Source organism: Aliiglaciecola sp. 3_MG-2023 (assembly GCF_030548205.1).
In the GTDB taxonomy this organism is placed as follows: domain Bacteria; phylum Pseudomonadota; class Gammaproteobacteria; order Enterobacterales; family Alteromonadaceae; genus Aliiglaciecola.
This window is the reverse complement of the sequence record NZ_JAUORV010000010.1, coordinates 162,589-174,774: the sequence shown is the minus strand read 5'-3', so window position 1 is coordinate 174,774 and position 12,186 is coordinate 162,589. Positions and strand designations below refer to the sequence as shown.

General features: G+C 43.3%; 9 protein-coding genes. 5 read left to right on the top strand and 4 right to left on the bottom strand.

Annotated elements, in window-relative coordinates:
- Position 1 precedes the first annotated feature (1 nt).
- From Q4574_RS13050 to Q4574_RS13030, 5 genes are all read left to right on the top strand, one after another.
- The gene (locus Q4574_RS13050) at positions 2-409 is read left to right on the top strand and encodes a biopolymer transporter ExbD (protein WP_303474580.1); all 408 of its coding nucleotides are present in this window, start codon (positions 2-4) and stop codon (positions 407-409) included.
- Complete coding sequence (locus Q4574_RS13045; protein WP_303474579.1) at positions 406-1,050, top strand: energy transducer TonB; 645 nt, start codon at positions 406-408, stop codon at positions 1,048-1,050. The genes Q4574_RS13050 and Q4574_RS13045 overlap by 4 nt, the downstream gene beginning before the upstream one ends.
- Before the next feature lie 7 nt (positions 1,051-1,057).
- The gene (locus Q4574_RS13040) at positions 1,058-2,476 is read left to right on the top strand and encodes a tetratricopeptide repeat protein (RefSeq protein WP_303474578.1); all 1,419 of its coding nucleotides are present in this window, start codon (positions 1,058-1,060) and stop codon (positions 2,474-2,476) included.
- A gap of 310 nt (positions 2,477-2,786) precedes the next feature.
- Positions 2,787-3,368, top strand: coding sequence for a DUF2780 domain-containing protein (locus Q4574_RS13035; RefSeq protein ID WP_303474577.1), 582 nt, complete (start codon positions 2,787-2,789; stop codon positions 3,366-3,368).
- A 114-nt stretch (positions 3,369-3,482) separates the two neighbouring features.
- Positions 3,483-6,605 (top strand): DUF748 domain-containing protein, encoded by a 3,123-nt coding sequence (locus tag Q4574_RS13030; protein WP_303474576.1) that lies wholly within the window; start codon positions 3,483-3,485, stop codon positions 6,603-6,605.
- A 102-nt stretch (positions 6,606-6,707) separates the two neighbouring features.
- Here the strand turns inward: Q4574_RS13030 and Q4574_RS13025 are convergent, their stop codons facing one another.
- The 4 genes from Q4574_RS13025 to uxuA all read right to left on the bottom strand — a co-directional run bounded on the left by Q4574_RS13025 (position 6,708) and on the right by uxuA (position 12,097).
- A complete protein-coding gene (locus tag Q4574_RS13025) occupies positions 6,708-7,952 on the bottom strand; it encodes a beta-propeller fold lactonase family protein (RefSeq protein ID WP_303474575.1) in 1,245 nt (414 codons plus the stop codon).
- 517 nt (positions 7,953-8,469) lie between these two features.
- Entirely contained in the window at positions 8,470-9,741 is a 1,272-nt protein-coding gene (locus tag Q4574_RS13020; protein ID WP_303474574.1) for an Nramp family divalent metal transporter, read from the bottom strand.
- A 71-nt stretch (positions 9,742-9,812) separates the two neighbouring features.
- Positions 9,813-10,886, bottom strand: a complete 1,074-nt coding sequence (locus tag Q4574_RS13015) for a class I mannose-6-phosphate isomerase (protein WP_303474573.1) — start codon at positions 10,884-10,886, stop codon at positions 9,813-9,815.
- Positions 10,883-12,097, bottom strand: a complete 1,215-nt coding sequence (gene uxuA, locus Q4574_RS13010; protein WP_303474572.1) for a mannonate dehydratase — start codon at positions 12,095-12,097, stop codon at positions 10,883-10,885. The genes Q4574_RS13015 and uxuA overlap by 4 nt, the downstream gene beginning before the upstream one ends.
- Between the last annotated feature and the right edge of the window lie 89 nt (positions 12,098-12,186).

Sequence of the window (12,186 nt, the reverse complement as noted above, 5' to 3'; positions counted from 1 at the left end):
AATGGCTTCCCGATTACAGCAACGCATAGAACAACAAAATGACCACAGCATTGATATGTCACCCTTGCTAGATGTGGTTTTTATTTTACTGATATTTTTTATTGTCACTACGGTTTTTGTGCGAGAAACCGGTGTGGAAGTGGATAAACCCCAAGCCATTTCAGCCTCACAATTAGATAAAACCGTAATATTGTTGGCAATCACTGACGCAGGTGACGTGTTTTATGACGGCAGCCAAATTGGGGTTGTTGGTGTGCGCAGTACGTTAGAGCAGTTGCAGCAATATGATCCAAAACCTGTGGTTATCCAAGCAGATAAAAATGTGCCAACTCAACTGTTGCTTGAAGTTATTGACGAAGCTAAGTTGGCGGGCTCGACAACGGTGAACATCGCGGCGTTAAAATCATGACTGTCCTGTATAATTACCTGCGTGGGCGCGCTTTATCATTGTTAATCAGCATTGCAATGCTTAGCATGGCTTTGTTAATTATGTGGATGAGTGACTGGTTGAAAACCCAAACCGACGAAACCTTGGTTGTAAGAACCGTCTCAACTGTTGATTTACCGCCACCACCTCCACCGCCGCCTCCTCAGCAAACCCATGAAGTCAGCCAAACCGATGTGCAATTAAACGTGCAGGGGGAGGGCGCAACTTTGCCGGTTATTGAATTTGATGTGAAGTCTATCGATTTACTCAAACCCCAAGAAATCAATATTGATCCCCTCAACACCCAATGGCAGTCATTAGAGGTTGATTGGGATGCAGTGGGTATAGAGTCATTGGATGCTGTACCCACTTTACTCACCCCACTGGTTGTCGATTTTCCTAAAAGTCTGCAACGTCGGGGAGTCACCAAAACCTTGGTAAAATTAGATGTAATGATTGATGAAGAGGGCAAGGTTACCTTAATCAATGTGGCCAGCAATTCCTATCCTGAACTTAATCAAGAAATACGTAAATTGGTCAGAAAAAGCCGATTTAGCCCGCCACAAAAAGACAACGAACCTGCCCGAGCTCGTTTCATTTGGCCAATAGAAATAAGTGTTTAACTAATATATGAAGATTAAATTATTCCCTAACTTATGTATTCCAGCTACGCGGTTTAAAACTGCGGTAGATTCTGTATTTGCTGGCTTACTGTTGCTGTTATCGAGCACACAGGTTTTTGCTAATGTGGAGGTTGCATTAGCTGAACCTAATTGGCAATTTTTATTAGAAAGTGCACCGGTGAGTCCCATCAGCGCACAATTACCCCCTCAGGAAAAACGTTTTGCTCGCGAGATTCAACCCTTGTTATCTAAACAAGAATTTGAAGCTGTAGCAACAGCTTTTGAGCAACGGCCATTGGCAAACGACAGTGCGGCTTTGCAACAACTGCGGGGGCAAGTGATGTTGAGCTTAAAACGTTATGATGAAGCTGAAAACGCGTTAAAATCTGCCTTGCAACAGATGCCTAACTTGGCGTTAGCTCACCGCAGCATGAGTATGCTTTACATGCTAAATAAAAATTATAGCAAGGCCAGAGAACACTTAAGCCGCAGTATTGAATTAGGGGTGGCCGACGCGCAACTGTATGGCCAATTAGCTTATCTCAATTTAAATAGTCAACGGCCAGCGGCAGCGATTGCAGGTTATCAACAAGCTCTGTATTTACAACCTGATAATCTGCAATGGCAACAAGGTTTGCTTTACGCTTGGCTCAACAGTCACAATTTTGACTCAGCACAGCGTCTAGTAGAAGACATGATAGAACAAGGTCAACACGAAAACCCTCACGAACTTTGGTTGTTGCGAAGTCAAATTGCCTTGCAACGTGAACACCCCGAACAAGCCCTAAGCAGTTTAGAAGTGGCGTTACAATTGTCTCCCCAAGATTTAAGCAATAGCCTATTAGCAGCCAAGTTACATGTTCAACACGGCAGTATTCCACGCGCTATTGAGTTGTTGAAACTAAGTTTAGGAAACGATGAGGTGGTAGAATCTGCAGAATATTGGGCAACATTAAAACAAGTGCTTCCTTGGCTATTGAACCAACAACGTTATGCATCTGTTGATTCTTTACTTAGCGCGGCGACTCGTGTTGAAGTACCTGTGGATTTTCAAGGGCTACTTAATTTGTATCGCGGTCAAATCGCGGTTGCGCGAAACGCAAATAAGCGAGCACTCAAGTATTTTTCTCAAGCCATCAAACATGATCCCCTGTTGCCCGAAGCATTGCTTGGGATTGCTAAGCTCTATCAAAGTCAAAATAAGTATCAGCAGGCAGAAAATTACTTTGTGCGAGCCAGCTCCTTACCGCAAGTTCAGCAGCAAGCATTACTGGCTCATGCGCAAATGCAAATTGAACAGCGTCAATTTCAACAAGCTGTAGGGCTGTTACAGCAGGTGATAAAATTGAATCCTAATCGAAGGGATATCAAACATAATATCTCTGAGTTGCAAAAGATCATTCGACAGCAGCAATATGGCGCTTAGGTAAGTTGGGGGAACAACCTAAACTCACGGCTTAACTCTTCAGCTTTGGCAATCATGATGGTGTGATTGTCTTAGCTAATTAGCCTTTAAGCTGCAATTGGCAATGTCAGTAGGCAGTCAGTAACGCCCTTTTGTAAAGACAATCTTTACACTTCAAATCAGGTATTTTCAAACGATAACTGGTAAAATTCTGCGCGAAAAATCCACCAACCACTACATTTGAACTCACGTTTTGCCATTTAGGTACTTAAGGCCCGTAGGTTATTAATTTTTGCCTTGTCTAGCGTGACTCTGATTTGAAGGAATATAAATGAAAATTTTATCCGCTCTACTTATCTCTACATTTGTCTTTTCTGGAAATGTACTTGCCGCCGACGACACGCTCAATAAATTGCAGGGATTACTTGGCAGTTCATCATCTAGCTCACAGGTGACGGATGCACAAGGAACAGATACTAACGAAGACACGCAATCTTTTGATATCGCCAGTTTAGTAACCATGGTTTCAGAAAATTTAGACGTATCTGAAGCGCAATCGGAAGGTGGCTTGGCTTCGATCTTTGATTACGCTAAAGATAATCTTTCTGATACAAATTACACTGAACTTGCGCAAACTATCCCAGGTTTAGATTCTCTGTTAGACAATGTACCAGCGCTTACTTCGGACGCATCTACTGATAGCGCTTCTGTATCCGGCTTACTTAGCAAAGCCTCAGAATACAGCTCGTCTTTAAGTACTATTAATGAATTAAAACAACAATTTGACGCTCTGGGTTTAGATACTGAGATGATCACTAGCTTTATTAGCCAAATTAATAGCTTCTTTAGTGAAGATAAAGATACGCTTTCCCTGTTGCAATCGGGTTTAGGTAACTTAGCAACAGCCCTTTAATTTGTGAATACGGGTAACACGCTAGTTTTAAGTGTTACCCTGTTTCTTACGATCTGGCGGCCTATTTAGTTCTGGCCCTTTGTTACCCTTTGCCAACGATACAAAACCCATATTATGACTCCTAGAAATTTATCTTTAGCCTTTCGTAAACAGCCCGGGTGGTTGCGATACACCACTTACTTGCTTAGCGCATATTTCATTTATGCCTTAATTCTGGGGTTGTTGACGCCATTGATACTACAATCCCAGCTTCCGAAAATATTAAGTGACAAGCTACAACGGGATGTCACTATCGAAAAAATCAGCATAAACCCATTTTTATTGCGTATTCGTGTTGCCAATTTCGTTATTGAGGAGAATAAAAGGGACGAACGCTTTGTTAACGTTTCGCAATTAGAAGTGGATGCGAGCTTCTGGCAAACCTTGATAAATTTCACGCCAACGTTAGAAAGTCTGTCAATTAAACAGCCATACTTGCACTTAGCGAGGCTTTCAGAAAAAGAACATACCGAGTTTAACTTTTCCGATATTCTCGATACTTTACAAGCAGAAAATGGTCAGCAAGAAGCTGCCACAGAAGAGGCCGGTATTGCCCATTTTCGAGTGAATTATTTCACTCTGGAGGGCGGACAGATACTGCTATCGGATGAGGTTTCCAGTACCAATATTGCATTACCTAATTTAGCCTTTGAACTAACGGAATTCGATACCCAAGGGGCGATTTCTAAGGTCATTCAGCAACAAGACCCGGTAACCGACGACAATCATTATGATGTGCACATCGAAACCGCAGAAGGCGGATCCATTGATTTTACCGGGCAAATGCAATTAGCGCCGTTTGAAATTAAGGGCAATATTGCCCTTTCAGATATCGCTCTAGCCCCCTTGTGGCCGTTATCAAATGACCTCATCGAAGCTAAATTAACTGATGGTTTGCTTGGGTTTTATGCTGATTATCATCTGTCAGAAGAGCAAAGTGGAATGCGCTTTCGGGCCGATAATACCCAATTATCGTTATCCAATTTGGCCATATCCGCTAGTAATGAACCACGCATAAAAGTAGCCGCAATCGATATAAAGCAGCTCAGTTTGGACACGGATTCAGAACAAATTAACTTGGCTGAAGTTACGATTGATCAGCCATGGATTGACGCCAACTTTGATAAACAAGGTTTAGATTTACAAGGGTTATTTACGCCCATCAAAGCGGCAACGTCAACCCAAGTTCCGTCTCCAACTGGGCCCCAGGTGAATTCACCAAAAAGCCAAGCTGATGAGTCTAATTGGCGCGTGATTTTACAATCTTTTGCTTTAAACAAGGGGACTATTGAGCTTAAAGAATCAATGGTTTCCGATGGCATGTATTGGCAAGTTCTTGATTTAAATCTCGCTACCGGTGTTATAGATACAGCCTTTGAAACCCCCATTGAATACAAGTTAGCACTAGCACTAGGTGGTGACGTTAGTGCCCAGCCCATATCGGCATCTGGCCACTTTAGCAGTGACGGAGAGGTCAGCGTAGCCACTGAGCAGGTTACTGGTTCTTTTAAGATTGAAGAGTTTGCGTTAACCCAACTTCAATCTTATTTGCTTCCTTATGTAAATGCCACTATCGACGATGGTTTAGCTAGTGTCTCAGGTACATTCGACGGCGGTACAAGCAATGCAATTAGCATTGCGGGGGAAGCCAATATCGCTAACCTGAGTGTGATTGATGGACTGCACCAACAACCCCTAGTCAATTGGCAAGATATGAATATTCAAGGTATTCAATATCAGTCTGCGGGAAATCAACTGTCAGTAAAAACTGTCAGGTTCGATAAACCCTTTAGCAAATTTATTATTTATCAAGATAAACAAACGAATATCGGAAATATTCTTGTTCAGAATTCGTCATCTACCCCAGATTCAACACTAGACTTAGAAGATGGTTCACCTTCGTCACCGAGTGCTTCTTTGGCGTCAGCGCAACAACAAAGTGTTGAAAATGCACAAGCTGCAACCTCGCCCATGGTTATTATTATTGATGATATTAGTATCAATGATGGTCGTGCTTATTTCGAAGATAACTCTTTAAAAGCGCCTTTCGCCTCCGGTATTGAACAGCTAAACGGAAATATTGCATCACTTTCTTCTTCACCACAGAGCGCAGCGAAAGTTAACTTAGCGGGGAAAATAGACGGTTACGCACCTGTGCTCCTCAAAGGGGAAGTTAACCCGCTCATCGAACAAATGTTTTTGGATTTGAATTTTACCGTTGATGGCGCTGAACTAACATCAGTTAACCCTTATTCGGGTACCTATATGGGACATTTTATTGATAAAGGACTACTGTCAATCAATGTGAATTATCTACTTGAAAATAACCAGTTGGTTGGGGATAACCAAATCGTGATCGACCAACTCACTTTAGGGCGTAAAACTCAATCCGAGCAAGCGGTGAGTCTGCCCTTATCCTTGGCCATTGCATTATTGCAAGACTCTAATGGTGTTATTGATTTGGGAATGGAAGTCTCAGGAGACTTGAACAATCCGAGCTTTGGTTTTGGCTCAATCATATTCAAAGCCCTGGGAAATATCATCACCAAAGCGGTAACCGCACCATTTTCTTTATTAGCCAATTTAGTGGGGAGTGAAGATGAACTCAACAAAGTCGCCTTTGCTGATGGGGTGGCGGAATTGGACGAAACCGCTTCACAAACGCTTAGTACTTTAGCTGCGGCTTTGGCAAAACGTCCCGGACTCAGAGTCGACATCGAAGGTACAGTGGATGAAGTCACGGATGCCTATGAATTGGCAGAACAGAAACTACAACAACAATTGCTCCAGCTGTCGGGCGAAACCTCATTGCCGGATGACTTTGGTCCAAGCACTGTGCCTCTGTCAGGGCCACTCACTGACGCCTTAACTCGTTTATTTACTTCAACTACCAATAAACTGGTTGAGCAAGAACGCGAAGTTGTAAAAGGAATACTTCAAGAGGGTGATAGCGAAAAAGTGATCCCAGAACAGCAATTAGAGCAAGCACTTCTGATTGCGATGTATAACCAAGTCAGAAGCTCTATTGATATTTCAAGACGTGAGTTGGCAAACTTAGCCGCAGAGAGAGCCAAAGCTGTTAAATTATTTTTGACCACCCAAGGAAATATCGACCCCAATCGATTGTTTCTTCTTAACAGCCGTCAACATTTAGCCAGTGATGAAAGTGGCGTTTCTCTGACGCTAGAAGCTAATTAACTTTAAAAATCTAAGAGCGAACAGTAGATCAGGCTTGCAACTTAGCCGATTTTGCAAGCCTGATAATATTGAAAGCGCCACGCTTCCATGCCCAACACTTATCTATTTCCCATCAAAGCCCGTTAGGACGAACTTCTGAACCCGTCTGCCAGAGCTCACTTCTGAGGTATATAAATTCCCGTCGCCGTCTACCACAACGCTGTGAAGCCAAGTAAATTGTCCGGGGTAGCGACCAGGGCGACCAAAACTACCAAGTACTTCATAGGTATCGTGCCATAAAATCCAAATACGACCGTTCATCATATCGGCAACGTACATGTATTTATTATCAGGAGAGAAGTCGATATCTGATGCGGTTCCTAAGCCGCCTGTATCACCGGCAACAATTACATCTTGTACGAACTGCACTTTGCCATCTTGGTTGGCTTTGAATACCTGAATACGATTGTTTCGGCGGTCACAGACATATATACGTCCGTCTTTGGATTGAGTTACGCAATGCACGATGTCACCAAAACTCTGGGCCTCAGTACTGGTATTTTCGCTGTTACTAGTAGCCTGGGAAACGTCAAATGCACCTTGTCTTGTGCCACCGCCTGGCTCACCGCCGTAGGCTCCCCATAGTTGGTCAAAACGGTTGTCTTTGGTATCAAACGCAGTAATGCGTTTATTAATGTATCCGTCGGCGATAAAAACCTGATTGTTTAGAATGTTGTGGAAAATATCCGCCGGATTACCCAACGCATCTTGGCTCAAATTACCATCGGTTTTACCCCGCTGGCCATACTGACGAATGAACTTTCCTTTAGTTGTAAAATTCAATACTACATGGTCGTCATTACCGTTTCCTCCTAGCCAAACCGTATTATCGTCATCGACATAGAGGCCATGCACAGTCGCCGGCCACTGGTTAGTACCTGCTAGGCTGGGCGCTAACTCTGGACCGCCCCATGCTTCGAGCAGCTCTCCAGCTTGGGAAAATTGCATGACGTGCGGTGCAGCTTCACAACATAAGCCAGTGTTGTTGGTTAATCCAAGATCTAAGCCGCTGAGGGAGTTGGGGCGGTGCAAAACCCACACATTATTTTGTTTATCTACGGCTAAACCAGGAACTTGCCCCATTAACCAAGTCGCAGGCATAGTCGGCCAGCTTGCATCCACACTAAATTGTGGAACTTTATGAGTTGGATTCGTTGCCGGATAACGCTCTACAGAGACCAAGCTATTATGAGTAACCTTTTCATTCTTTGTTGGTAGGGCCTCGGACACACCACAAAAAAGTGAAAACAAGCTGAACCCAAGTGTCTTTAAAGCCAAGTTGGTTGTCGGTAAATATGATTGAATCATTTTAGCTGCCTTTATTGTAACGGTTAGTTTGAATGACGCTTAACTACAGCACTATGCTTAGAGACGCAGATAACGTTAGTCTACAAGCTTTCGTCTTCATCCTAGATAAAAACCTATGCGGTTAACATTAGTTTACGTTGAAATGCAGATATTAGAGGACTTAAATTAATCAGGGAGTGGAGGATGATGCGGCTAGACAATTACCCAGTGTGCTTATTTTACCTATCTATTTAAAAAAGCGCCCTAAGCGGGCGCAATGGGAAGCTATTAAATGTCTAGCCAAGCAACCCATTGAGGAAGATGCGCGGCAATTTTTACCAGCTTGGGGCCACTTACTTTTCCTTAGCTGGGGATATCGAATCGTTGACCTGACAGAAAATTGCACTGTGAATTTCTTTCTATTGGAGAGGAAACTGTTGACGCTAGGGTGTAAAAGAGAAAGGTAACAAACAGAATTTATCCGCAGGTCAGTGAAGGGCTCCGACTATTCACTGACCTGCCCAAGAGTATGATTTATCTAGGCAACCACTAATTGCCAAACACCTTTAATCCCCACTGCTGAAGTGAAAATAGAGAACAACAATATTGCGCCTAAAACAATGTTAGCGAACGCGCTGTTTGCGTGTTCTTTCATCAAATCTTTGCGATTACCTAAATAGAAGATACAGGCTACGGTAACAGGCAGGATTACGGCGTTAAACGCCTGCGAGATTATCATCACAAATACTGGGCGTGCTTCAAAAATCGGTACCACTAACCCTAACAAAGAAATAGCAAACACCATAATACGGTACTTAGGCAGAGTCATATCCCGTTTAGCGCCGGTATAATCGCACAATAGCCAAGGTAACATTAATATGTTTGGAAACTGTGAAGATACCCCTGCGGCAATTAATCCAAAGGCAAATATCGAAGTGGCCAAAGCTCCCGCGAGTGGCTCTAAAATGCTGATCATTTGTGATGCTTTTGATAAACCAATACCTTCTACATACAAGGTTCCGGCTGCTGCAGCCATTATGGAGGCACTAATAATAAACATTAGAAACACTGAGAAAATAGCATCATTTCGTTGCTTGCTATAATCTGCCAAGGTCCAGCCCGCTTCTTTTACCAAAGTAGTACGGATGATAAATAATCCGGAAAATACTGTGGTGCCAATCATAGACGCGATGACTAAAAATGGTCCCTTGTCAGTAGATGATGTTACTTCTGGAATACTGGGTACTAAGCCTTTCAAAATCTCCATTGGAGGTGGCATCATGATAAAAAAGTTAATTAGAAAACAAGCTGACATAATGGCAACAATTACCGCCAAGCTGCGCTCAAAAAATTGGGTTTTACCATTCCAAAAAATGAAATATACCAAGCTGAGAAAAAAACCAGCAAAGTAAATAGGGGAGATACCACCATCAACAGCAGATTTTGACCACTCGTAACAAATATCAGCCACTATTCCCATCACACCCATTACACTGCCGCATACACCAAAGGTCAGTGCGACTAAGAAAAAGATGCCTACGCCAGGATGAATGTGTTTTCTAAAGGCTTGCAGGGCGGTTTCGCCTGTAATCAGGGTATAGCGACCATACAAGTTGATCATGAAAAAGGTACATAAACAAGACGCGATTATGGTCCACAATAAAGACATACCATAGTCTGCGCCGGCCTTGGCCATGGCGGTTACACTGCCAGTACCAATATTGAAACCGAGTAAGAAAATACCAGGTAGAAACAAAGCTAAGCCTTGAGCGAATTTTTGTTTCAGGGATTTTTGCGAGGAATTTTGCATTTTAACTACCTAAGTTATTGTAACGGCTTCACTCGTTAATGAGTCACAGGCGAAACCGTTTTTTATTGGTACTATCCGCCGGGATAGCATTCCAAAACCGTCATTCCCGATTCGGATTCGTATTGGAAATCATCCACCTTTGCTGGACAGAAAAAGCGGTCCCACTGATTTAACTGGGTAACTTCATCTCCAACTCGCAAAAGACCACTGCCTTGGGTCACTACGCCGATGAAAAACGCATCTTGCTTTCGCTCAAAATTACCATTCACGATAGCGCGTCGGACGGTAAAACAAGGGGTTTTGTCAGGCCCAATGAGTTCTTCTAGTGTATTCCCTGCGTGGTCGTCAATTAACACTTCAGGTAGGCAACGAAATTCATCATCAATCTGTTCTGGTGGAACAGGAGAGAAGTTAAACGCATCTAACGCAGTTTCGATGCCCCGATCCATAAAGCGTGCTTTTTCAGGGATCACATACCCACAACGTTCGAATTCAAACCTGACGGCTAAATCAGATGGTTCCATGATCTCCAACATCAAAATGCCTTCTCCTAACGCATGGGGACGTCCGCCTGGCAGCAAAAATACGTCACCTGGTTTTACAGGTATGCGATCGAAACACTTTTCAATGGAAGCAATATCTTGTTCTTCTATCCATTTTTTGAGCTGTTCACGACTGGGTGATCTTTGAAAGCCTGCGTAAATATAGGGATCAGTGACATCTTCACGGATCTCGAGAATCACATATGCTTCCGTTTTCCCGCGGGGAAAGCCTAATCGCTGTTGCGCAAATTCGCGGGTAGGGTGCGCTTGGAAATGCAATCTCGTTGCACTGTCCAAGTACTTTACTAATGGAATATCATCTAAAGAGCGGGGTGCGTCGCCTACGGAGCCTAAAAAATGTTGCTGGTCTTGGTTTAGCAAATCGCGAAAAGTTACCGACTCGCCATTTTCAAGATTAACGGTCGCTAAACCTTCTGAGATATCTTCGCGGCCAATGTTGCGGGCCTCTACGGTTGAACCAATCCAATCTTCTGGAAAACTTGAGTCTTGGGGGGTGGCTTTGCCTTCGATTAAATCGAGTAACTTTCCACCTTGGTAAGTACGCCAAACTCGGTTCGCTGAGAACTTGATAATATCTTTCATGATGATGGTTCTTCTAATTGAGCTGAAAGGGCTCTGATGACCCCTCTAACTTCAGCAAGCCCTTTGAGACGACCTATGCCTGAGTATCCCGGATTAACGGTTTTATCGATGTCATCCATCATTTGGTGGCCATGATCGGGGCGGATAAATATAGCTTGATCCTTAGCTTCTGTTTGGCGACGACGCTTTTCTTCTAATAACAATTCCTTGACCACATGAATCATATCAATATCACTATCGAGGTGACTGGCTTCGTAAAACGTGCGTTGTTCTTCAGGGTCTCGACTCACACCGCGAAGGTGTGAAAAGTGAATGCGAGGTCCAAACTGTTTTGCCATCGCAGGTAGATCGTTGTCTGGACGACTACTATAGGTGCCAACGCATAGAGTAATACCATTAGCAGGACTAGGTAGCGCATTAAATAGAATATCGAGATCGTCTGCTGTACATATAATGCGCGGTAGTCCTAGCATATCACGAGGAGGATCATCGGGATGAATAGCCAGTTTCACGCCCAAAGCTTCGGCGCGAGGAAGCACTTGGGATAAAAATGCAAAGAGACTTTCACGTAAGGTGTCACTGGTGACATCTTTATAGTTGGCTAACATTTTACGAAAGTCATCTAATCCATAAGCGTCAGTCATTTTGCCTGGCAGACCGGCAATAATATTATTGGTCAGTTGCTCTTTTTCGGCTTCAGACATGCTCTCAAAAATGTGCTTGGCTTCAGCTATTTCAGCGGCACTGTATTCTGATTCCGCATTTTCACGTTGCAGTATAAACAGATCGAAAGCGGCAAATTTTTTCTGATCAAAACGCAGAGCATAAGCACCATTAGGAAGCTTAAACTTGAGATCGGTACGAGTCCAATCAATGACGGGCATAAAGTTGTAGCAAATCGTTTTTATCCCGCATTTGGCGAGATTTTCCATGGATTCAATCCAATTATCGATATACTTTTGATGGCCTGGGCGCTTTAATTTGATATCTTCATGAACGGGAATACTTTCCACTACGCTCCATTTTAACGCTGTCAGACCCTCTTCACAGTCTTCGATAAGTGCTTGATATTGGCGAATGGCGTCAATCGTCCAAACATCACCGGTAGGGATATTATGAAGTGCACTGACAACATCAGTTGCACCTGTCTGTCTAATGTCATTTATGGTTACCGGGTCGTTGGGACCAAACCATCTCCAAGATTCACGCATGTTAAGATTCTCTAATTAGGATAAAAATAAACTTCCCACCTTCACCGCAGCGCCATCATGATTATGGATATAAAAATATTCCCATGGCC

Bases quoted from the DNA above. Each gene is read 5' to 3' on its own strand.
- Q4574_RS13050 (WP_303474580.1), top strand. From the start codon at position 2: ATGGCTTCCCGATTACAGCAACGCATAGAACAACAAAATGACCACAGC.
- Q4574_RS13045 (WP_303474579.1), top strand. From the start codon at position 406: ATGACTGTCCTGTATAATTACCTGCGTGGGCGCGCTTTATCATTGTTA.
- Q4574_RS13040 (WP_303474578.1), top strand. From the start codon at position 1,058: ATGAAGATTAAATTATTCCCTAACTTATGTATTCCAGCTACGCGGTTT.
- Q4574_RS13035 (WP_303474577.1), top strand. From the start codon at position 2,787: ATGAAAATTTTATCCGCTCTACTTATCTCTACATTTGTCTTTTCTGGA.
- Q4574_RS13030 (WP_303474576.1), top strand. From the start codon at position 3,483: ATGACTCCTAGAAATTTATCTTTAGCCTTTCGTAAACAGCCCGGGTGG.
- Q4574_RS13025 (WP_303474575.1), bottom strand. From the start codon at position 7,952: ATGATTCAATCATATTTACCGACAACCAACTTGGCTTTAAAGACACTT.
- Q4574_RS13020 (WP_303474574.1), bottom strand. From the start codon at position 9,741: ATGCAAAATTCCTCGCAAAAATCCCTGAAACAAAAATTCGCTCAAGGC.
- Q4574_RS13015 (WP_303474573.1), bottom strand. From the start codon at position 10,886: ATGAAAGATATTATCAAGTTCTCAGCGAACCGAGTTTGGCGTACTTAC.
- uxuA (WP_303474572.1), bottom strand. From the start codon at position 12,097: ATGCGTGAATCTTGGAGATGGTTTGGTCCCAACGACCCGGTAACCATA.